This is a genomic window from Paenibacillus sinensis, assembly GCF_019904155.1.
Classification (GTDB): Bacteria; Bacillota; Bacilli; order Paenibacillales; family Paenibacillaceae; genus Paenibacillus_AQ; species Paenibacillus_AQ sinensis.
The window spans coordinates 78,784-100,150 of record NZ_JAHCMB010000239.1 but is presented as its reverse complement, the minus strand read 5'-3'; the positions used below and the strand labels follow the sequence as shown (position 1 = coordinate 100,150).

The following is a 21,367-nucleotide window of genomic DNA, read 5'->3' as shown; positions in this document are numbered from 1 at the left end:
GCTTGTGCGAATGCAGGGTGCCCGCTTGTTGTCCACCTCCGGGCACGCCAACAAGTGAACAAGAAAAAGCCCCAGCTTTAGCCAGGACTTTCTCAGCAAAAACGCAATTACCTGCATCCTTTAAATCAGATCAGACTTCTGCAACAAATGCTGCAGCATGATTGTTACTTCTGCTCTTGTAACATTTGCCTGCGCCGCATTGGCAGCATCGTTTCTACCTGTGATGATTCCCGTGAGGATGCAAGCCGCTACGTCACTTTGTGCCCACGCGCTTACCTGTCCGCCATCCGTGAATGGCCGAAGCGTTGCGGCCACATCTCGAACCGGCATCCGATCCTTTAATCCGCTAAGCGTCATCGACAAGTTCATTAATCCGCCATAAAGACTACTATACTATAAAAGAGATTGATCCGTTAGCAAGACTTGTCAATTATTTTTGTCACATTGCGAAGGCCATGAAGCAGCCAACTTCGTTTTTTTACTTAACAAATATGCTTTAGTATAATAGTGATGAAATGTATAGCCTAATTCTAGGGAGGACTTCGCATGGACATTAAAGCGAAAATTGATGAAATTGTTACCAAAGTTAAAAATGACAAGGATTTCTCATCAAAATTTATGAGCGACCCTGTTTCGGCGATTGAATCCGTTATCGGGATCGACCTGCCAAATGATCAGATCAACGCATTGATCGATGGCGTGAAAGCAAAAATAACGTTGGACAAAGCAGGCGACATCTTTGGCTCGATCAAGAAGCTGTTCTAATCAAACAAAGCATGTACCAGACAAAAGTATAAAAAAGAAATGCAGAAAAGCGACCATTATAGGTCGCTTTTCTGATACAGGCAAGACACCGAGCTGCATTGTTAGATGAACTGTGGGTGGAAGCTTCTTCGCATATCGTTTCTATTAAACTCTACTTCCGGTCAGTGCCACCATAGAACAATAAATATTGTTCGACCTGGCTGCTCCAATAAGCATCATCATGATGTCCGCCTTCAACTAAATGGAATTCATACGATTTCGTTTTCTTTTGGCTCAACACTTCATTCAGCTTCTTCGCCGGAGTTTGGAAATCATCCTGATCACCAATGTCGAGGTAAATCTCCATCTTAGCTAAGTTTTGGCTCTGGGCCAAATAGATCGGGTCGCGTTCCTTTCTTGCCTGATCGGTCGGGAATATTTTATCATGCAGCGGCTTCCACATTTCATCAAGGAATAATGCAGGAGCATGTGCACCTACTTTACTAAATAATTGAGGATTGCGGAAAGCTACGTGCAGAGCAGCAAAGCCCCCCATCGACACGCCTCCGATATAACGTCCTTTTCTGGATGGTAATGTGCTGAAATGCGTATCCACGTAATGGATTACATCTTGGGTAATATAACTTTCATACATCCCTTCATGCCATGCCTTCGGATCATCTGGCTTACCGTCCCAAACGCCCGCCTTTTTCGCTGTATTCATTCCCCAGCTATTATCAATTTTAGGAGCTACGATAATCATAGGCTCTATTCGACCGCTAGAGATTAATTGATCCGCTTTCTCGGTTATTTTTAATGCTTGGAACCAATGATCTTCATTCGATGAATACGCATGCAGCACATATAGTACAGGGTATTTGGTGCTCTTGTTGTACCCAGGGGGTAAATATACATTTACATTCATGTTTTTCTCAAGAGACTCACTATAGAAGATTGCCTTCATCGTGGTTGATGCATCCCTGCCTCCGTACGGAGCTGCTATTACGCTTTGCTGCACCAGCAGCAGCACGGCAACAAGCACGAACAACATTTTTCTCCATTTCATAAAATGCCTCCATTCGTCTATTAAAGTAAGGGTTGTATTCCCTCCCTACCTAATGTAATTTGAAATGGATTGGCTGTGCATAGCAGATCCACAGTAATTACCTGCAAATCTGCAACGTTATTCTTTCATCATCCAGCAATGCTGATTACGGAACTCTGCTGGCGTGCAGCCTGCATATTTACGAAAATTGCGGATGAAATGAGCGTCATCGGCAATGCCGACTTTGCCCATAATTTCCGTTGTGGGGAGCAGTGTATTGCGAAGCATGGAACTGGCCATCTGCATACGGATCGTGTTCAGGTAGGAGATAATCGACAGCCCTGTAGCTTTTCGAAAATGCTTGTTCATCGTTGTGCTGTTGATATGAAACAGGGACGTTAAAGTTTCAAGTTTGATTTTCTCGTGGTAATGCGTATGTAAGTATTCAATGATCGGCTTGATTTGGCTGATTTCGCTCGTATTGGGAAGTTTATTCGGCGTCGTATCGGCACTTAGATGAATTCGACGAATGAGGAACAATAGCTCCATCAAAAAAGATCGGCTGCGACAGGGCCAGTGTTGGTCCGGCTGTAAGGACAGATTCTCGTCGATCTCATCGACCATCTGCGCAATATGGATGGCCACTGCCGGGTCCACCGGGATGCAGCCGTAATAATTCTCTTGCCGCTCCACAAAGGGATCGAAATACCATGCATCCTGAAAATCAGACTGGAATAGGCTTGCCCCTTCGGTCGATTCAGGAATCGAGAGAATTCTGGCATTCACAACCGTTGGAAGAAACCGGAGTGCTTTGGCCTTTACTTGATTTCCTCCAACCAGTACTAGCGATTCGTTCTCATTCAGGCAATACACAGCTGGGGCAACAATCTGATAAAGGTACTCTCCGACCTGCACAATGCCGACACCCTCCTGAATCAACACAATGCGGTATCCACGATTCTCTTCTTCATCTTGCTTCAACGCTTCTTCCGGCATAGTCGACAATGTGAGTAGAAATCCCGGATAATACCTTCTGCCCAAGGTCCACAATTCCATCAGCTTCAGCTTCCTCTCATGCAATCTCACTCACTGAATCTTATGATCCCAACAAAAAACATATATTCTCATTGCTGTCGTCCCCACTACGATGCCTCTAATAGATACATTACAACAAGTGGGAATATTTTCCTATAATAAAAAACCAGCCGCCGATGGATTTCCGGAGACTGGCTGCTTAGACATACAGCTGATGTCGGTGCTTCGAGTGCCGCCCAGCGTCTGGGTGATGATAAACTGTACCAGGTCGATCCGGATTTCCAGGTCGTCCACAAACTGGCTGTTTTTGATTTCCTTCGGGAAACCTCCGTCATTGTTCTTGAATGGTTTCAGGATAAAATATTTAGTCCCGCTGCTTGTGGAAGAATAATGCGCTCTCGTTGTGAATTCGATTGAAGAGTTGGTTCCGCGAATCATGCCTTGCAGAGTTAATGTTTGTTGGAAATTACGTTATCGAGAAACTGATCTGCGTCGCTATTGAATTTCCAGTTAACTCCAAATTTATCAACCAGCATTCCAAAGCATGAAGACCAAGGCGTATTGGATAACGGCATGATGACATGGCCGCCAAGGGACAAATGATCAAAGTACTCTTTCAGTTTGTTCTTATCATCGATGACCAGACTAATCAGAATATTATTCCCTTTCACCAGCTCACCTGTTACCCCCTTCATTGAAGGCAAAATGTCCGACATCATGATCTTCCCGCCCGCGAATTCTATGGAAGACTCCATGATCATATTCAGCTCCCTTTCCGGCATTGGGTAGTTTGGATCTTGCGGGATATCGCCGAATTTCACTTTTTTTACTTCAATTGCGCTTAAAGCCTCCGAGTAAAATTCAATCACTTGTTCTGCAATTCCATCAAAGTTTAAATAGGCAATGGCTGACATAAGGCGTAACCTCCTTCTTGTTATAAATGGAGTATAATACATAATAGGTGACAGCTTATTGTCACCGTTTCATTCTGAAGTAGAAAAAGAGGGGAACCGATGGAAAAGGTTGAGAGACTAATCTCTATCATTATGATTTTGCTGAAAAAAGACCTTGTGTCCGCCAATGAATTCGCGCAATTATTTAACGTTTCCAAAAGAACAATTCTTCGCGATATGGAAACCTTGAGTTTATCCAACATCCCGATCTATTCGGTCAATGGAGTTCATGGCGGCTACGGCATTATGGATGAATACAAGGTTGATAAACGTCTGTTAAGCAGCTCCGACTTGGAGAATATATTGACTGCGCTCGGCGGATTGGAACAAATTCTGATTAGCGAAGAAGTTGAAATAACGATCAAAAAAATAGAAGCCATGGTTAGCCCATTAGCTTCTAAAGGTTCAATTCAACTGTCTTTTTATGATTGGGAGGGTCGGTCTGAATTTCGTCAAGCCTTGAAGACATGTCAGGAAGCGATATTAAAGAGAAGATTAGTTTCATTTGATTATTTAGATAAAAATGGAACCGCGACGCAAAGAACGGTCGAGCCCTATCAGCTTCATTTTAGCGAAACGAGTTGGTATCTGAAGGGATTCTGTCTACAACGTATGGGATATAGAACGTTTAAGTTATCCCGGATCGATCATCTTACTATGAATGAACAAACGTTTAGTTCTAGAGATGATCTGTTGGGGCAAGAGCAGGAAGCAAGTTATCAACCGGAGCTAGTCGCTGTCAAGGCGTTGATTTCACCTGGCATCAAAGATCAATTCATTGAAAGGTACGGCCGAAAGAGTATTGAATCTTATAGTTCTGAACTTTTCTTGGTAACCATGCATGTTCCTCAGAACAGTATTGGGTTTCAATTCTTAGCAAGCTTCGGTACAAATCTAAAACTCGTAGAGCCCAAATTATATGTTGAAGAATTTCGTAATTATTTACTTCAAATGGTGAATCAATATTCCTTCCATCAATAGACGAATTCACGATCAGTAGGACATCCCAGGTTCTCGAGAGCTTTACGCGCGGCAGCATCGACCGGCAGGAAAACCGCAATTTGCGGATACATACGGCTGCCTGCGGAAATAGAAACCTGTCTGTAGCGAATGGGAACAAGCTCGCCGGAGCTTTCGGTTCTGGCTAATATGGTCTGCGTATGATCCATTGCTTCCCCTGCATCCAGCACATTCAAATATTCGTCCACGTTATATTGCTGGAATTTATGAAGCAATTTCTGATACCACACATCGTAACGGGAAAGGATGTGCTCTTGTTTAATCGCATATATCCCGTTTATGGCGTGTGCCTCCCACTGCTCGAACGATGCTTTATCGAATGTTGAGCGGGACCGGATAGGCAAATCGGAATTAAAATGCAAATCAACCCTGTTCATTAAGCCATCGTACGAGCGGTCGAGCGGGATATCGAACAAATGGCGAAACGGCTCGTTAATCCCCTTGATATCCTGCGTGTGTGATACGATCATGGCGGGAAAAAGAATGCCTCTCATCGTGTGATGCGCCCACTCCAATGCACGCTCAAGCGCCCGCCCCTCCAATTCCGTCTGGATCGGAAGGTAACCGGCTGCCATTAGCAGATCGTTACGCTCGCCTGCAGTACAATCCAGATATTCTGCAATATTGAGGATCGTCTGACGATCAGGTATGCGGCGGGAACGTCCAACCAGCAAATTTTTATACGAAGGAAAGGCCTCGTCATTCAGCTCTTGTTGGGTAAATCGTTTTAAGAACGGGTGAGGCCGGTCGGCAAGCTCGTGCTGGCGCTTCATCCGCAACGCTTCAATCTCTCCCAATACGATTTTAAATCTAGAATCCTCTGTAGGTATATCCATCTTCTCCACCCTTCTGTAAGAAGTGTAGTTCTGCACTTGGGATGATCATTTATTTAAATTATACTCCTCAATGAAAAGGGAAGTCATCTCATAACACATAACCAATGGAGGAGATACAAAATGATTCATGCCATAGTAATTGATCCGCTTGCTCCGTCACATTTGGCGTTCAAGGAAGTTGATTCACCACAGGCCCAGCCTTGGGAAGCACTCGTGCAAGTGAAGGCCATCTCTCTTAATCGCGGAGAAGTGAAGGACGCTCAGGAGCAGGAAGTATCAAGCCGACCCGGCTGGGATTTCGCCGGAATTGTCATCGAGCCGGCCAAGAGCGGTGCAGGTCCACTGAAAGGGGCCCGGGTTGTCGGTTTGCTCCCGATGGGGGCTTGGAGCGAGCAGGTTGCTGCTCCCGTGTCGATGTTGGCCCAAATCCCGGACAAGCTCACTTTTTCGGAAGCGGCGACCTTACCCGTTGCTGGCCTGACGGCGCTTTATGCACTTAGAAAAGGTGGAATGCTGCTCGGAAAGCGCATTTTCATTACAGGATCGACTGGTGGGGTTGGGCTGTTCGCCCATCAGCTTGCGGCCCAGTCCGGCGCATATGTTGTAGGTACGGCCAGCACGGAAGAGAAGGCTGAGCTTGTACGAAAGGCCGGAGCTGATGAAGTTGTCATTGGATATTCGGCAATTTCATCAGCCCGCCAATTCGGTCCGTACGATCTGATCATTGATTCGGTAGGCGGCGATACACTGGCGGCGTTGCTGCCGCAGCTTGCGCCTCAAGGCATTTGCGTTGCGGTAGGATTTTCTTCTTCAAATACAGCAACGATCGATATGATGAATCTGGTGACCAGCGGAGGAAGAACTTTGTACAGCTTCTTTCTCGGAGAGGAACTCACTCGTCAATCCGCTGCGGACGATCTGAGCTTGCTGGCCCGACTGGTCGCAGACGGGCGGTTAAAGCCACGGATCGAGGTAGAAACACCTTGGACCGAAATCGACACCGTCTCCCGCAATCTGCTGGAGCGGAAGTTCTCCGGCAAAGCCGTGCTTCACTTGGGTCATCACAACTGATCGGGTAGACCATGAAGATACATATTTATGCAGTCAGAGTTGGTTTTTAACGCTTCGATGGTCTTAACATTCGGAGACTTATATATGGTCAAGTAATCAGCCTCGTCATAATCTTTTCGGATCGGAAAGGCAAGTTTCTCTTCATTCAATGAAAACTCTGCGTGGATTCCAGGCTTATTGCCTCGTGCATCCAAACGAATCCACGTTCTCAATTCCTGTATATAAACAGCACTTAATGCGTGAATACAATATCCCGTATCTGGAGTGTCCCCAATCGTAAGTCGTTGATAACAGAAGCCAGATGGTATGCCTGCTCTTCGCAGCATTGCACACAAAAGGTTCGCTTTTGCATAGCAAATGCCTTCATTATGAATCAATGTTTCCGATGCGGAACAAGTAATTCTAGAACTCTGGATATCCCAAGAATGGTCAATCTGATCTCTGACATATTCATACGACTGTTTAATAAAATCCACTTGATCTTGTGATGATGCTGCCAACTTGGAAGTCAATTCAGCAATCAGGGGGTGATCATAATCGACCTCTGCTGTCATGGTCAAGTAATCGTTATCGACTTGCGATTCACAGATAAGATTCATTATTTCATCCACCTTTAAACAATTATTTGCATGTTCGCTTCTTTTACAAGAGCTTCTACTAATAAACGCCTGATACCTTTAAGTTCCATTCCTGGTAACACAACCAAGGATCTAATTTCAGCTAAATCACGATCGAGTATATGTAGACTTGCGACCCCTGTGATTCTATTTTCATCATCAACAGCCACATAAAAGCATTGCAGCTGTTCGTAAATAGATTGACGTGTACAATGCAGAAGTTGTCCTTGAGTCGCATACATATTAAATAGTTTGATGGTATAATTATGCATATGAATGAGATAATTTTCAAATATTTTTATTCTGCTACCCATTTGCTATAAACCTGTTCAAGCAATTTTTGATACATATATCAATATTCGTGACCTAGAGAGCATACCCCCTTTTTCGAGGGGGTCCTTTTCTTTTTCAGGAGGCAAGATTGAGTTCACCTGCATCGCGCTGAAGTGCATCCTCCGACGCTCCTCGTCCATGTCTAGGACTACTTCAACCAACTAAAGTTTAACTGAATGAGGAAGAGGAAAGCGAGTTTCATCACAATCGTGATCTAGGGGATCTTCTCCTCCTTCCAAGCAAAAGTGCCGTCAGAAGCGAAATCTCTGTCAGCATCGATACTTCTGACACTTTTCTTTTCCAGCTACGCGAGGCCTTCTCCGGTCAAAGATACCCTCTTCGTTCCGTGGGATGTGGTGAGGATATTCAACACAAAAAACGATTCCCTCATGTTCCTTTCTCGCATTTCCCCTTAGCGCGTAGCCTATACATATATTGAAACCCATGCCCTGCAAGGAATTCCGCAAAAAAATTTGCCGTAACTTGTGGTACGGTTCGCCGTAACATCTGTAGGGCGAAATTTTTATACCATGCGTGAGTAATTAATCATTCGTTATGAAAGAAGGGCTTGGTTTGAACATCCAAAAACTGTACAATAATAAATATAATGAGGATTTAATTTAGCGAGGTGAATGCGATGTTAGAGGCACTTCCTCAAGACCTCACTCCGTTCTTTTGGGATGTATATATCGAGCAGCTAGAACCTGCCATTCACAGCCGCTTTATCATCGAGAGGCTTCTTAATGAAGGGAACCAACGTACCTTGCAGTGGCTTTTTTCCACTTATAGCATGAATGAAATTCTTCAAGCGGTGCGAAGCAGCCGCAATCTGTCACGCAAAACAGCACGGTACTGGCAGCTTTATTTTAATCTCAAGGAGGAGGATATGCGTTGTTTTGGAACGTCATTGACCCGACCAGACAATCTGTTCTAAAACAAATCCTCGAATCCGATCCGGTACCCGGGAGCTATCTTGCAGGAGGAACAGCATTAGCCTTGCTGCTCGGACATCGCGAATCCATCGACTTTGATTGGTTCACGCCCAATCCCTTTTCGCCGGGACAAATTGAGAGCAGCCTTTCCCCCAGAGGGCAGCTAATGATTTCTGAGGCTAAGCCGAACACTTTCCACGGTGTATTCAATGGTGTTCAGGTTACGTGGCTTCATTACCCCCGTCCACTTTTGGATGAGCTGTTCGTATTGATCGATTTGCCTCAGTTTAAAATGGCCTCTCTGTTGGATATCGGTGTCATGAAATTAATTGCAGCCAGTCAACGAGGAGCCAAAAAAGACTTTATTGACTTATATACCCTTGAACAACACGGTGTTCCGGTAACCTCACTCATCTCCCGGCTTGCGGATAAATTTCCGGGAAGCTCTGTCAATTACTATCACATCGTCAAAAGCTTGGTCTTCTTCGAAGATGCCGATATGGAACCAATGCCTCGAATGCTTCATTCCATAGAGTGGGGAACCATCAAAGATTATTTTATCCGCTTGCAAAAACCGCTATTGGATTTTATAGCAGACTTTTAATGTTGACGTTCAATAAATTTACTTTTTTCTTTTTGCAGTCTATGGTAGTGAATTGTGGTCATCTCCGCATCCAATCTCCATAAGGGGGCAAGTAAATAAAAGCAAGGTTTTGGAAATTCACTTCCCCATAATCCCCGGACATATGATGTGATTTAAGCAAGAAAATAAAGATGTTACGACTATTTTTAGTTTCCTGATGATCTTTTAAGTAATCATATTATGGAGGATCTCACGAAATAAATTTGTCCAGATTGGAACTAAATTGTAAGTTGTTAAGAAAACCCCGCTCAAGGAAAGATATAAAAAGATACCGCTTGGAGCTACTACTGATAGGCAAATGACTTGATTCATTTTCCGTTTCCAGAAACATCTCACTCTTTGCCTAAAGGGTACCTTCTGCCCTCGATATAAATAGGTACGCGGTTGCCTATAATAATATAACAACCACGGCTTTNAGACGATAGTTGAAGCGATTTAGCAGCATAAAATTGGTTCTGTGAAAACATACGCCATATAAATCTACATTTTCTTCCACTTTATCGGCATACTCTATTTTCTCAATATGAATGCGGAACTCATTCCAAGTTCCGTTTCCTCTCTCAGAATTAAGTAACTCGTCAAAGACAACTACTCCATAGCGAAGAAAAATGCTTTTCTCCTCAAAGGGCACTTCGAAAACTTTTATGTCGTAATCGAAAAAGATCACCTTGCCTTTTAAGTATTTAATGTCCGAATTGAGCTTGTTCTTAATGGTAATTTGACGTCGTGACGTCGAGTCATTATTTTCCCGTCCACAAATTTTCTTTCTTCGCTAAAAAGGCCATCCTTAATAGGATGACCTTTCATTACAGAATGTTTTGTATCTTTTAGCGTAATCAGAAACAACTTCGTTAATCCTCTAATTTAGTGATCATGTCATACACCTTACTCAAATTCGTCTTAAAGTATGTAGTAAAGTACCAGTCACGATACAATTCCGGTACTTCAATCTCATCAATGCTTTTCTCATTTTGAACGGCCTCTGTCACGATTGCCATAATATCGGTTATATATCCCTTCACATCGTGAAGTTCTTGCAAAGAGCATACTTCGCCATGTCCCGGTACGATCGTTTCTATATCCAGCAGTTCGATCTGCTCTAAAATATTCAGCCATTCCTGAGGATTTGCATACGTCAAAACCGGGTGATGTTTGGAGAGCACCAGGTCCCCTACTACGACAATTTTGTCTTCCGGGATGTACACAATTGCATCACTTTGCGTGTGCCCCCCGCCAAATGTAATGAGCTGAACGCTACGATTACTGCCATGTATCGTCATCTGCTGATCAAAAGTTATTGTTGACAACGAATGTACTAGATTGGGGAGCATCTTCATAAACTCACGGTCACTAGCATTTTCCCATGCCATTTCCCTTTTTAACTTTTCATCCGTCTCTTGTTGAATCTGCTCTTCAAATTTTTCGATAGCCTGATACAACTGCTCCGTGTTTTCCCGATATTGGGCTAACCTGTCTCTGGCAAAAGTATTCATAATCTCACGAGTAGTTGATGTTGAAATAATATGAGCCGCAGGTAAAAACACTTGATTTCCAGAGGTATGATCACTATGCCAATGCGTGTTGATTACATAGGATACAGGGTTTCCCGTGAGGTACTCTGCGGCAGCTTTCAAATCCTCTGCGGCCTGTATTGTCGAGAATGTATCCACGACAAGAGTTGTATCGCCTAGATCAATGATTGCTGCATTCCCCAAAGAACCGGTACCTGGAACCGCAATCGCTGCAATTACACTATCAGCGATGTAATTTAGCCGAAAATGATCGGAGCCTCTAAATGATTCGATCCTATTTTTCATAGTAATCTCTCCCTCCCAACATGGGAATACACTATACTCCAAATCTATGCGGTAGACAATAATATTTTTCCAAAAAATGTAGGTGGACGGGGTTATTTTTGTCCAGGCACCTTCAACGCCCAATCATCCATGAGAAAATGAAGGCAACTCATTAACAGGAAATCGTCCATGCCTTGGAGTCCCATGCTGACGCCGCCAGGCGTTCCATATGTGCAGCAACGCTAAAATAAAAAATAAAAGAGACAAGTGCAGCATACACTTGTCTCTTTTACTCGGAGAAGAAATGGTATTAGCTAAGTGAATCCAACAGCGTCTTCACCTGCGGGCTGAGCTTCAGCGCATTCAGGATGATCTGCAGAGCTTCTGCGCGTGTGGAGTTGCTCTTGGCATCAAACTTTCCATCTGCTTTGCCGTTGATGATACCAGCTTGTGCTTCAGCTTTGATCTCGTTGGTTGCATAAGAACCCTTAAGATCATCAAAATCACCTTTGGTGGTGTCCTTCGATACGTTGTCAAGGTTTACGATGCGGGATAAAAGGACAACCATTTCCTCGCGGGTGATCGTGTTATTCGGCTTGAACGTACCATCCTCATATCCCCTGATTACCCCTGCCTCTGCAAGGTTCACAATGGCGTCTTTCGCCCAGTGGCTGCCTACGTCCTTCAACGCGATGCTAGTAGGGCTACCACCTTGTATATCGAACACGCGACTCAGAATCACTGCAAATTCAGCACGTGTGATCTGATTATCCGGCTTGAACGTACCATCATTGTAACCTTCAATAACACGCAGCTTTATGAAAGTATCAATAGTTTTTTCAGCCCAGTGGCCTTTCGTGTCCGAAAGTGTTAATGTAATTGGATTGCTTTTAGCCAACTGGATCCGAGTCTCAATGTTCTTAACAACATTGGCATCACCCTTTACTACATCCGACTTGAACACATCCATTGCTGGGGTTGGTGTCGGTGTTGGTGTTGGTGTTGGTGTTGGTGTTGGTGTCGGATTAGTGTTAGTTGAACCGGAATTCGTATCAGTATTGCCAGAAGATTGAGAAGCCCGCGTGACATTGACCGTATAAGTTGCCTGAGTCCCGTCTTGTGCCGTGACAACAATGCCAATGACATTTGAACCCACACTCAGATTAATCGGATTATTAACTGGAGCCCCATTGAGCTGGAATTCCGCGGTTGCATTGCTATCGTAAGTTGTATAGGTAACTGTCGTGTCCGAAACATCGTTAGGCACAGTTGCAGTGTAGGCGTACACATCTCCACTTACCGTTTGATCGAGCGTAATGCCGCTTAAATTCAACGAGCTCAAGGCATTATTACTAGAAACCGGCTTGGCACTGCTCTCATTGGAATTCCCGCTTATCCCATCATCATATATCGCTTTGACGATGAAATAATAGGTCGTACCATTCGTCAATCCAGTTGCTGTGTAGCTGTATGTAGCACCGCTCACAGTTGCTTCTGCTGTAGGCCCGTACATGCCGGAAGTCGTCGCCTTATATACGTTATAAGTGACTACTTCGGACGTAGTCGAAGCCGACCAATGCAACGTCACCTGTCCATCACCGGCTACTGATGACAATCCAGTTGGAGCGTTAAGCATTCTGCTCACTGTGACGATGGATGAGGCCGTAAATCCTCCTTCGGCCGTTGTTGCAGTAATGGTTGCCGTACCTGCAGCCACTGGCGTGACGATGCCGGTGTTGTCTACTGTCGCAACACTTGAGTCGCTGCTTGTCCACGTCACACTCTTATTTCCAGCGTTGCCCGGAGCTACCGTCGCAGTCAATACAGCAGTGCTTCCACCTGCCGACAAGGATAGCAAAGCCTGATCCAAGGTTACACCGGTTACATGGGCTCCGATCTGAATCGTTCCGGTGCTGTGGCTCATACCTGACATGACGCTTGCTGTGGCCGTACCATCAGCAAATCCTGAGGCTGTGACCGTTAGTGTTTTTGAACCCGGAAAAGCATCGTTAAAAGTAAAGTTGCCCGACGCATCCGTTGTGGCTGCTGTTGATGTAAAGCCGCCTGTCATCGTGACCGTCGCCCCACTGACCGGGTTGTTAGTTATGTCTTGAACGGTACCGCTGAGTGTTCCTGGTGTATAAGTAGCTCTTAACCCGTTATTAGTAGCCACATACATACTCCCTGCAGAATCTAAACTAAGTGACCAAACATATCCGAGCTTGGCGCCACTCGCCGCCCCGCCGTCACCTGAATTGCCAGTTATACCCGTTCCCGCTATAGTACTGATGATCCCGGTGGCGAGATCAATCTTTCGAACAATAAAGTTGTCATATTCTGCGATGTAAAGCTGACCGTCAACGATAGCGAGGTTGTGTGGACCGTGCAGCTTGGCGCTGCTTGCTTGGCCGCCGTCGCCCGAATACCCGCTAGTATTGGAAGTTCCTGCTACGACAGAAACATTCCCGCTTGTGTCAATTTTCTTTATGACATGGAGCGTATATTCAGATACGTAGATAGTGCCATCCGAACTCACGGCAATCCCCATAATCTGGCTAAAGTTGGTCGCTACCGTCGTAACATTTCCTTGCGTGTCCACCTTGTACAAGCTGGTTAATGAACCGTTGCTATAATACAAATTGCCGGAGCCGTCCACAGCAAGTGACATATTCGAACTCAAATTGGTAGGACCTGCAATTGTCGTAACCGTTCCTGAAGGATCTACTTTTTTTAATCCTGCAGTCGCCGCCGCATAAATATTATCGTTAGCGTCGATAACAAGCTGATAAGTTGTCGAACCCAAAGATGCGAAGAGACTTTCCACGCCTGCAGCCGTGAGTTTATAGATTTTTGTCGAATCTGCTGATTTTACGTAATAAAGATTGCCGCTCGAGTCTACCGTTACCCCTTGATAGCCGCCTGACTTAACAGTGCTGATTATAGGACCAGCGACCGAAGCCTCGGATACGGGTGCATATAAACCTAGGTAGGAAGAGAACAACAAAACCCCTAACATGATTAAAAAAGTCTTTTTGACAAGCTGCCGACTAATTTGTAGTTTCAAAGTCTACCATCCATTCTCTGTTGAGTTTTGTAAGTCATGAATTAAACCGCAGAACGAATAAACTCAATTGCCTATTATGATTTTTATATAATAACATTATTAATTTCTTAGAACTATATTTATGTGAGCATTTTGCATAATATATTTTTGAGAATTAGGCAGCAGAATCCTAGGCCTAGTAGAACCGTATTTTCAGCTTGGCTGTTTTGAATTGTAAAAATGGACAGACCTGCAGAATTTCTGCTAAATCAAAAAAAACGGCGACTACTGCAATGTCCCACAAGCATTCCGACCGATTGCGCAAAAAAACTTGCCGTTACAATAATCCCCCCAAAGGACAAAAAAATGGACCCGATATACTCGGGTCCCAAGCCATCTATATTTCAAAGGGGGTCATGCGTCTATTGTAACCTGTCAGTATTAGAGTTAGGTGACGGGTTTATTTCATTTGTGTAACAGTGTGAACACCGTAATTTCCGGCCGGCACATGAAGCGGAATGGCATATAAGTCTCGCCGAATCCCCGACTGACATACAGCTTCATCTGCTGCTTCCCAACTGTGTACAGACCGCTGACATACTTGGTCGCCCCCTTCGGAACAAACAGCGGGCCTGCAATAGGAAGACGAATCTGCCCCCCATGGCTGTGCCCCGACAATTGAAGCTGGATGGAGTAATCCTGCACCTGATCCGCATAATCCGGTTCGTGCATCAGGAGAAGTGTGAACATTCCGGACGGAATCCCGCCGAGCGCCGCTTTGGGATCAGGTCCGGGGACGCCGATCAGCACATCCTCCATCCCCGCTATCGCAATCGCTGCGTCTCCCTTCTTCACCAGCACATGCCGGTTCCGCAGCACGGTGAACCCCGCCTGCTCCAGATATCCCACCAGCTTCTCGGCGTTCTTGTAATCATGATTGCCCAATATGGCGAATTTCCCGAGCGGAGGCTTCAGCTCTGCGAAGAGCGGGACGGACTCCTCCATATCCTCGGAATAGCTGTCAACGATGTCGCCGCTCAGAACAACCATATCAGGGTTGGCCGCTTGAATATGAGGGATCAATCTCTTAACGTCTCCCGCATCCTTGTTGAATCCGAGATGCACGTCGCTGAGAAGAAGAAGTTTCATTCCCGAAAAAGCGGCGGGCAGCTCCTTCCAGCTAAGGGTCAGCCGGGTAGTCTCCAGCCAGTGGGGTTCGCCCTGCCAGCTGTAACCGCCGGTAAGAAGTCCCGCTCCCACAACGGCGGCTGCACCACGGGCAAGAAACTGACGGCGGGATATCCGGCGTTTGCCGTCACCTGCTGAATTCGCCGGAACGGACGATTTGCCCCCTTCCTCCGGAACCGGGGATAGGGGAAGACTGGAATTCGGTTCAGTCATTAGGGGCGACCCTCCTTTCATGGCAGCATCCGGATTGAATCTGAGAACCGGACGGATTCTGATCTATTCAGCGGAGCTTGCTCCCGCTTTCTTGTTCATCTAACGCATCCTCCACCGCTTCATCCGCTTCTTCATCCACCTCAGCTTCCAGATCGACCTCTACCTCCGCCTTGATCTCCTCTTCCGTCTGGGGACCGAGTATTTTGCGGAACAGACCGAGCATCGACAAAGCATACGCTACCGTAATGAAGCTGAAGCCGATCTGCATAATGACTACGAGCCTAGCGGTATTGTCCACGGGAGATATATCCCCGTATCCGACGGTCGTGAACGTAGCGACACTGAAGTAGAGGAATGTGATCAACTGGGTCGGCAGGTCCTGCCCGATTCCATCGCCGTGGAAGGAAGACTGGCCGAAGAGCTTGTAAATCGAGGTGTAGACGATTGTGAAGAACAGGATACAGATTACCGTCGCTACGCTGATCCGGAGCAGCGTCGACTGCATGGTCACTTCCTTGCTGTTCGATTCCTTGATTTCATGAAAAATAAATATCAGATAAAAAATGACTGACACCAGACAGGACAGCATGATCAGGGCCCGCATGCCCCGGCTTCCCGTAACCAGGGTATCCAGGCTGATCAGGTTCAGCAAATCCTCCATGGAGAACAGCACATAGATGAGCAGTGGAACGAGAAGAACGCCTTGGCTTACCCATCGTACTTTCACCCGATAAAAAAACAAAGCGAGGAACACCACCAGCACCGTGTTCAGGGTCCACATCCATCCGTCCATGTCATTCGCTCCAGTCCCCTGCCAGTCCTGAATCGGGCGTACTAATTGGTCCGGTTTAGCGGCTCTTCTGTTACTCGTTCCCCCGTTACTCTGTTATGGTAATCGTAACAGGCGTCACCGGCGTATCGGCATAAGCAGCCGCAAGTCCGCGGGACAAGGCTTCACGGACCGGAACCCGCCGCAGCGGCAGCATAACCTCAAACGCCTCGGTGAACGGGAACGGACCCAGCAGAAGCTCCGCCCCTCGCCACTCGGCGGCAACCGTTCGTCCCCCGGTGCAAGCAAACGCCTTGGCGGACGGGAAGCCCTCCCTGAACCAGGGATGGAAATCCTTCTTCGGCGTGCCGGGCTCATGCAAGGAGAGGAACAGCGACAGATCGTCGCAGAATTGCAGCAGCTTGCCGTCGAGATAGAGCTCGTCATCACCGGGAGCCTGTCCGCTCTCTTCCAGCTTCCGGTGAATGGCGGAACGCCGCTTCTCCTCTTCCTTCAGATATACCGTCAGCTCCGGGCTCCGCTCGCCCGACACCTCGATCAGCCGCTCGTAATGCAGGCTGCACAGCAGCGCTCCGTATAGGGTCGACGCTTCGATTTCATCAAGTCCCCGGCGATAGAAGGTCAGCTTCGGAACCACAGGAAAATCGATGAATGTGTAAGGCAGCTTGGCCTTATCGTTCCAAAAGGGCGTCTCGTCCAGATCCACCCAGCCCCGGTCATGATTCGCGGTTGCGTACAGCACCTCTTCCCTGTGCTTCCGGTGAGCCTTCTCTATGCGAAAACGCGCCGCAAGCTCGGCGGACAGAAGCCCGTGGTCATGCTGCTTGATCATTACAAAATGCTCGTCCTGTACCCGACAAATCAACGAAAAGCCCCCTCCCGGCTGGCAGGTCTGCCTGTGTAATACGCAGATTATAACATATTTACCCCTGCGATTCGGAATTGCACCCCGGGCCTCCTTCGGATTGTCCGGCGCCTTCTTCGAGGTGCACGGCTCCCTCAGCGGGACTTGAAGCCTTCCAGAAAATAGCCGACACCCTGCATCAGATCATCCGGGAGCTCTTCTGTCTTCAGAGAGGCCTTCATTTCGCGGATGACTCTCTCCCGGTCGGGACCGGCCTCACGCGCAATCATGGCCAGCTGCTCCCAGGCTTCCAGATCGCGCCGGAATTCCGGCCCGTTCATCGGCAGACCGTGGGATTCGACATACCAGTCGGCGCCATAGGCATAAGCGCCTGCGAGCAGGCGCAGGAACGAGCCGCTCGTGTACCGTCTCGGTCCGCCGTAGACAGCCGGACCAAGGGCATCTCCCAGGAAGAGCACCTTGTCTTCACGGACATGCAGGTAGCAGCAGTCGGCGGAATGATCGCCTCCCATATGAACCAGCTCGCATACAACGCCTCCCAGGTCCAGCTCGATCCGGTCCTGGAACAGCAGATCGGGCTGTATAATCCGAATGCTGCTTCGCTGTTCGCCATATTCCTTCCGGATGTCCGCCGCGCTGCTCTCGCTGATAATGTTCTTGCGCACCAGCTCGTCCAGGCCGGCGTCCGACCCGTCCATTCCCTCCAGGGCAGCCAGAGCGCGGCCCGTCTCTGCATGGGCTGCGGCGGGGATGCCGTCCCAGGCTGGCATTCCGAAGGTGTGATCCCAGTGCCAATGGGTCAGCACCATCATGTCCGGCGGCCGGATGCCGCGCTTCGCCAGCTCTGCGCGGAACAGCTCCGCATGGGCCGACGAATTGCCGGCATCCATGAGCAGCGTGCGCCGCTCTCCGGAAATGGCCGCAAGAATGGGACGGTCCGTCTCATGCTCCGCGTGCATGATGAACACATGAGGGGTTAACCGTTCATATCGATGAGTCATGGAAGATCCTCTTTTCCGCGCATGACATGCGCTTTGGAGTAGGTGCGGCCGACATTCGTTTACAAGCCGACGTCTGTGTTCTCTATGTTGGAGGAAGACGGCCTTTCAAGCAAATCCCTTCTTCGCGGGAGATGCTGGAGACAACGGGGATGCTGGACATGATAGGGATGCTGGAGACGACAGGCATGACTGGAGACGATAGGGATGCTGGAGACGACAGGAACGACGGGGGGACGGCAGGCGCGCAGGGATGGCGAGGGTGGCAGGGATGTTGGAGATAACAGATACGACAGACATGCCGGGAATGGCAGATATAAGACATCGGCCGCGTGATTGACAGCACAGCGCCGCCGGGCAGAATCCCGGCGGCGCTTATAGTGAAGCCATGCAATGCGGCTAGGTTACACGCCCAGCCAGCGCTTGAACATATGCTTCGTCGTCTGCTTGTTGATCTCCGCGATGGAGGTCGTCAGCGGGATGCCCTTCGGGCAGGCCCGGACGCAGTTCTGCGAGTTGCCGCAGCCCTCGATGCCGCCGTCCGTCATCACCGCCTCCAGGCGTTCATCGGCGTTCATTTCCCCCGTCGGATGCGCGTTGAACAGCCGCACCTGGGAGATGGCCGCCGGGCCGATGAAGTCGGTCTTCTCGTTGACGTTCGGACAAGCCTCGAGGCAGACACCGCAGGTCATGCACTTCGACAGCTCATAGGCCCACTGCCGTTTCTTCTCGGCCATACGTGGGCCAGGACCGAGATCGTAGGTGCCGTCGATCGGAATCCAGGCTTTGACCTTCTTGAGCGCATTAAACATCCGGGTCCGGTCGATAACCAGATCGCGCACAACCGGAAAGGTCGCCATGGGCTGGACGCGAATCGGCTGTTCCAGATTGTCGATCAGCGCGGCGCAAGCCTGCCGGGGCTTGCCGTTGATGACCATGGAGCAGGCGCCGCACACTTCCTCCAGGCAGTTCGATTCCCAGCATACCGGTACGGTGTGCTCACCCTTCGAATTGACCGGGTTGCGCTGGATTTCCATCAGGGCGCTGATCACATTCATGCCCGGACGGTAAGGAAGCTCGAATTCCTCCGCGTACGGAGCGCTGTCCGGTTCGTCCTGGCGGGTGATGATGAATCTAACTTGTTTGGGAGCCGCCGCCGATTGCGCCATGTTAATCCCTCCTAAAAGTTTTGATAGGATTACTTCATTGATTCACTTCGTCAAAACTTGCATCGGAAGCGTACACTTAGTTTTGATAGGATTACTTCGTTGATTCACTTCGTCAAAACTGGCAACGGAAGCGTACGCTTAGTTTTTAATCAGCGGACGCACTTGCTGATACACTTCGTCAAAACTCGCCTCGAATGCGCCTATTTATCCTTCGAATAATCGCGCACCCGGGGCGGGATCAGCGATACATCGACAGCCTCGTACGTAATCTGCGGACCGTCCGGCGTCCAGGCCGCCTTCGTCGTCTTCAGGAACTCCTCGTCGTTGCGGCTTGGGAACTCGGGTTTGTAGTGCGCGCCCCGGCTTTCGTTCCGCAGCAGCGCGCCCTGCGTCATCGCCTCCGCCAGCTCCATCATGTTCCACAGCTGCCGGGTGAACGCCGCGGCCTGATTGTTCCAGCGCGAGGTGTCGTTCATGTTGATCTGGCGGTAGCGCTCCTTCAGCTCCCTGATTTTGCCGATGGTGGCTTCTAGCTTCGAATTGTGGCGCACCACCGTCATGTTGGCCGTCATCCATTCGCCAAGCTCCTTGTGAATCACATAGGCGTTCTCCGTGCCGGTCATTTTCAGGAGGTTGTCGTATTTGTCCTGCTGGGCGCGGCTTGCGCTGTCAAATACGGACGAGGACACGTCCTGCGCCGATTTTTTCAGACCCTTGATATATTCCACAGCCTTCGGACCCGAGACCATCCCGCCAAAAATCGCCGACACCAGCGAGTTCGCGCCCAGACGGTTCGCGCCGTGGTACTGGTATTCGCATTCGCCGGCGGCGAAGAGGCCCGGGATATTCGTCATCTGGTTATAGTCGACCCACATGCCGCCCATAGAGTAATGGACTGCCGGGAAGATTTTCATCGGAATTTTACGGGGATCGTCGCCCATGAACTTTTCATAGATTTCGATAATGCCGCCGAGCTTGACGTCCAGCTCCTTCGGGTCCTTATGCGACAGGTCCAGGTAGACCATATTCTCGCCGTTAATTCCGAGACCCTGGTCGACGCAGACATTGAAGATTTCGCGGGTCGCAATGTCGCGCGGCACCAGGTTGCCGTAGGCGGGGTATTTTTCCTCAAGGAAGTACCAGGGCTTGCCGTCCTTATAGGTCCAGATGCGTCCGCCCTCACCCCGGGCCGATTCACTCATGAGGCGCAGCTTGTCGTCGCCGGGAATGGCCGTCGGATGGATCTGGATGAACTCGCCGTTAGCGTAATGAACGCCCTGCTGGTACACGGCGCTTGCCGCCGTGCCTGTATTGATCACCGAATTGGTCGTCTTGCCGAAAATAATGCCGGGTCCCCCGGTCGCCAGAATCACCGCATCCGCCGGGAACGTCTCGATCGCCATCGACCGGAGATCCTGCGCGCAGATGCCGCGGCACACGCCCTCGTCATCCAGCACGACGGACAGGAATTCCCAGTTCTCGCGCTTCGTTACGAAGCCTTCGACCTCCCAGCGCCGCACCTGCTCGTCGAGCGCGTACAGCAGCTGCTGGCCGGTCGTCGCGCCTGCGAACGCAGTGCGGTGATGCTTCGTGCCGCCGAACCGGCGGAAGTCCAGAAGGCCCTCCGGCGTACGGTTGAACATAACGCCCATCCGGTCCATGAGGTGGATGATGCCCGGTGCGGCTTCGCACATGGCCTTGACAGGAGGCTGGTTGGCGAGGAAGTCGCCGCCGTACACCGTGTCGTCAAAATGCACCCAGGGAGAGTCGCCCTCCCCCTTCGTGTTGACGGCGCCGTTGATGCCGCCCTGGGCGCATACGGAGTGCGAGCGCTTGACCGGAACCAGCGAGAATAGATGCACATGTACGCCGGCTTCCGCCGCCTTGATGGTCGCCATCAGGCCGGCGAGGCCGCCGCCAACGATAATGATATCGGCTGTTGCCATGATTGGTTCACTCCCTTGGTTGACATTTGATGCCGCTTGCGCCTGTGTCTATGGTGACGGGATGCCTCGGAAGGCCTCGGTCAGGCTGTGCCGGCTTCGGGGCTTCCATAGCTGTTCCGTTTTTGTGGAC

At 48.9% G+C, this 21,367-nt stretch carries 22 protein-coding genes; 6 read left to right on the top strand and 16 right to left on the bottom strand.

The window, feature by feature from the left end:
- Nucleotides 1-120: 120 nt before the first annotated feature.
- Nucleotides 121-369 carry an S-layer homology domain-containing protein gene (locus KIH86_RS28495; protein WP_223083131.1) on the bottom strand — a complete coding sequence of 83 codons (249 nt, stop codon included), beginning with the start codon at nucleotides 367-369 and terminating at the stop codon, nucleotides 121-123.
- 177 nt (nucleotides 370-546) lie between these two features.
- Here KIH86_RS28495 and KIH86_RS28490 point away from each other — a divergent pair, with 177 nt between their 5' ends.
- Nucleotides 547-765: a hypothetical protein gene (locus KIH86_RS28490; protein ID WP_223083132.1), complete on the top strand. Its 219-nt coding sequence runs from the start codon at nucleotides 547-549 to the stop codon at nucleotides 763-765.
- A gap of 151 nt (nucleotides 766-916) precedes the next feature.
- Here the strand turns inward: KIH86_RS28490 and KIH86_RS28485 are convergent, their stop codons facing one another.
- The 4 genes from KIH86_RS28485 to KIH86_RS28470 all read right to left on the bottom strand — a co-directional run bounded on the left by KIH86_RS28485 (nucleotide 917) and on the right by KIH86_RS28470 (nucleotide 3,738).
- Nucleotides 917-1,810, bottom strand: coding sequence for an alpha/beta hydrolase (locus KIH86_RS28485; RefSeq protein WP_223083133.1), 894 nt, complete (start codon nucleotides 1,808-1,810; stop codon nucleotides 917-919).
- A gap of 117 nt (nucleotides 1,811-1,927) precedes the next feature.
- A complete protein-coding gene (locus KIH86_RS28480; protein WP_223110787.1) occupies nucleotides 1,928-2,785 on the bottom strand; it encodes a helix-turn-helix transcriptional regulator in 858 nt (285 codons plus the stop codon).
- A 192-nt stretch (nucleotides 2,786-2,977) separates the two neighbouring features.
- Complete coding sequence (locus KIH86_RS28475) at nucleotides 2,978-3,262, bottom strand: hypothetical protein (RefSeq protein WP_223110786.1); 285 nt, start codon at nucleotides 3,260-3,262, stop codon at nucleotides 2,978-2,980.
- An 11-nt stretch (nucleotides 3,263-3,273) separates the two neighbouring features.
- Entirely contained in the window at nucleotides 3,274-3,738 is a 465-nt protein-coding gene (locus KIH86_RS28470) for a VOC family protein (RefSeq protein ID WP_223083135.1), read from the bottom strand.
- Nucleotides 3,739-3,837: 99 nt separating this feature from the next.
- Between KIH86_RS28470 and KIH86_RS28465 the strand changes: the two genes are divergently transcribed.
- Nucleotides 3,838-4,758 carry a helix-turn-helix transcriptional regulator gene (locus tag KIH86_RS28465; RefSeq protein ID WP_223083136.1) on the top strand — a complete coding sequence of 307 codons (921 nt, stop codon included), beginning with the start codon at nucleotides 3,838-3,840 and terminating at the stop codon, nucleotides 4,756-4,758.
- Here KIH86_RS28465 and KIH86_RS28460 read toward each other — a convergent pair.
- A complete protein-coding gene (locus tag KIH86_RS28460) occupies nucleotides 4,752-5,633 on the bottom strand; it encodes a hypothetical protein (protein WP_223083137.1) in 882 nt (293 codons plus the stop codon). The genes KIH86_RS28465 and KIH86_RS28460 overlap by 7 nt on opposite strands.
- Nucleotides 5,634-5,753: 120 nt before the next feature.
- On the opposite strand from KIH86_RS28460, the gene KIH86_RS28455 reads away from it, so the two are divergent.
- Nucleotides 5,754-6,704, top strand: a complete 951-nt coding sequence (locus KIH86_RS28455) for a zinc-binding dehydrogenase (protein ID WP_223083138.1) — start codon at nucleotides 5,754-5,756, stop codon at nucleotides 6,702-6,704.
- Here the strand turns inward: KIH86_RS28455 and KIH86_RS28450 are convergent.
- Nucleotides 6,695-7,303, bottom strand: coding sequence for a transglutaminase-like domain-containing protein (locus tag KIH86_RS28450; RefSeq protein WP_223083139.1), 609 nt, complete (start codon nucleotides 7,301-7,303; stop codon nucleotides 6,695-6,697). The genes KIH86_RS28455 and KIH86_RS28450 overlap by 10 nt on opposite strands.
- A 14-nt stretch (nucleotides 7,304-7,317) precedes the next feature.
- Nucleotides 7,318-7,635: a GNAT family N-acetyltransferase gene (locus tag KIH86_RS28445; RefSeq protein ID WP_223083140.1), complete on the bottom strand. Its 318-nt coding sequence runs from the start codon at nucleotides 7,633-7,635 to the stop codon at nucleotides 7,318-7,320.
- 656 nt (nucleotides 7,636-8,291) lie between these two features.
- Here KIH86_RS28445 and KIH86_RS28440 point away from each other — a divergent pair.
- Nucleotides 8,292-8,588 carry a DUF6922 domain-containing protein gene (locus tag KIH86_RS28440; RefSeq protein WP_223083141.1) on the top strand — a complete coding sequence of 99 codons (297 nt, stop codon included), beginning with the start codon at nucleotides 8,292-8,294 and terminating at the stop codon, nucleotides 8,586-8,588.
- Nucleotides 8,546-9,190, top strand: coding sequence for a nucleotidyl transferase AbiEii/AbiGii toxin family protein (locus KIH86_RS28435; RefSeq protein WP_223083142.1), 645 nt, complete (start codon nucleotides 8,546-8,548; stop codon nucleotides 9,188-9,190). The genes KIH86_RS28440 and KIH86_RS28435 overlap by 43 nt, the downstream gene beginning before the upstream one ends.
- Before the next feature lie 890 nt (nucleotides 9,191-10,080).
- On the opposite strand, the gene KIH86_RS28430 is transcribed toward KIH86_RS28435, so the two are convergent.
- From KIH86_RS28430 to KIH86_RS28405, 6 genes are all read right to left on the bottom strand, one after another.
- On the bottom strand, nucleotides 10,081-11,046 hold the full coding sequence (locus tag KIH86_RS28430) for an MBL fold metallo-hydrolase (protein ID WP_223083143.1): 966 nt from the start codon (nucleotides 11,044-11,046) through the stop codon (nucleotides 10,081-10,083).
- 289 nt (nucleotides 11,047-11,335) lie between these two features.
- Nucleotides 11,336-14,089, bottom strand: coding sequence for an S-layer homology domain-containing protein (locus KIH86_RS28425; protein WP_223083144.1), 2,754 nt, complete (start codon nucleotides 14,087-14,089; stop codon nucleotides 11,336-11,338).
- A 444-nt stretch (nucleotides 14,090-14,533) separates the two neighbouring features.
- Nucleotides 14,534-15,469, bottom strand: coding sequence for a metallophosphoesterase (locus tag KIH86_RS28420; protein ID WP_223083145.1), 936 nt, complete (start codon nucleotides 15,467-15,469; stop codon nucleotides 14,534-14,536).
- A 67-nt stretch (nucleotides 15,470-15,536) separates the two neighbouring features.
- Entirely contained in the window at nucleotides 15,537-16,262 is a 726-nt protein-coding gene (locus KIH86_RS30035; RefSeq protein ID WP_223083146.1) for an ion channel, read from the bottom strand.
- 85 nt (nucleotides 16,263-16,347) lie between these two features.
- Complete coding sequence (locus KIH86_RS28410) at nucleotides 16,348-17,124, bottom strand: DUF3891 family protein (RefSeq protein WP_223083147.1); 777 nt, start codon at nucleotides 17,122-17,124, stop codon at nucleotides 16,348-16,350.
- Between the two features lie 134 nt (nucleotides 17,125-17,258).
- Complete coding sequence (locus KIH86_RS28405; protein ID WP_223083148.1) at nucleotides 17,259-18,125, bottom strand: MBL fold metallo-hydrolase; 867 nt, start codon at nucleotides 18,123-18,125, stop codon at nucleotides 17,259-17,261.
- Between the two features lie 204 nt (nucleotides 18,126-18,329).
- On the opposite strand from KIH86_RS28405, the gene KIH86_RS29930 reads away from it, so the two are divergent.
- Nucleotides 18,330-18,458 (top strand): hypothetical protein, encoded by a 129-nt coding sequence (locus tag KIH86_RS29930; RefSeq protein ID WP_262416398.1) that lies wholly within the window; start codon nucleotides 18,330-18,332, stop codon nucleotides 18,456-18,458.
- A 68-nt stretch (nucleotides 18,459-18,526) separates the two neighbouring features.
- Here the strand turns inward: KIH86_RS29930 and sdhB are convergent, their stop codons facing one another.
- Both sdhB and sdhA read right to left on the bottom strand, forming a co-directional pair.
- Entirely contained in the window at nucleotides 18,527-19,291 is a 765-nt protein-coding gene (sdhB, locus tag KIH86_RS28400) for a succinate dehydrogenase iron-sulfur subunit (RefSeq protein ID WP_223083149.1), read from the bottom strand.
- 200 nt (nucleotides 19,292-19,491) lie between these two features.
- Nucleotides 19,492-21,237 (bottom strand): succinate dehydrogenase flavoprotein subunit, encoded by a 1,746-nt coding sequence (sdhA, locus tag KIH86_RS28395; protein WP_223083150.1) that lies wholly within the window; start codon nucleotides 21,235-21,237, stop codon nucleotides 19,492-19,494.
- Nucleotides 21,238-21,367: the final 130 nt, after the last annotated feature.